This is a genomic window from Streptomyces sp. WG5 (assembly GCF_049974565.1).
Lineage (GTDB): Bacteria > Actinomycetota > Actinomycetes > Streptomycetales > Streptomycetaceae > Streptomyces.
This window is the reverse complement of the sequence record NZ_JBNGGC010000175.1, coordinates 1-602: the sequence shown is the minus strand read 5'-3', so window position 1 is coordinate 602 and position 602 is coordinate 1. Positions and strand designations below refer to the sequence as shown.

1 pseudogene is annotated in these 602 nt (G+C 63.6%); it reads left to right on the top strand.

Annotated elements, in window-relative coordinates:
- Positions 1-602 (top strand): annotated as a pseudogene (locus tag ACP4IX_RS36470) (IS5/IS1182 family transposase); the annotation flags it as partial.

Here is a 602-nt window from a genome sequence, read left to right as displayed (position 1 = left end):
GTGTCCTTGACCGATCCCGATGCGCGCGCCATGGCGACGTCGGGTCGGGGCAGCGGGATCGTCGGCTACAACGTCCAGTCCGCCGTCGAAGGCGAGCATCACCTGATCGTTGCCCATGAGGTGGTGATGACCGGCTCGGACAAGCAACAGCTGGCGAACATGGCCGGTCAAGCCAAGGACGCCATGGGCGTGGATAGGCTCGATGTGCTGGCGGACCGGGGCTACTTCTCCGGCGAAGAAATCCTGGCCTGTGAGGCCCTGGGCGCGACGCCCTTCGTGCCAAAGACGCTGACGTCAGGCGCAAAGGCGAATGGGCGCTTCGGCAAGCAGGACTTCGTCTACTTACCTGATCAAGACGTCTACCGTTGCCCGGCCGGCTCCCTGCTTCCGTACCACATGACCGTCGTCGAAAGAGGCATGACGCTGCATCGGTACTGGGATCGGGCCAGTTGCACAGGCTGTAGCATCAAGGCTCAGTGCACGCCTGCGGTCGAGCGCAAGGTCACCCGCTGGGAGCATGAGGCGGTGATCGATGCCCTTCAAACCCGAATGGACCTGAGGCCCAGAGCCATGCGTGAACGGCGAAGCCTGGTCGAACACCC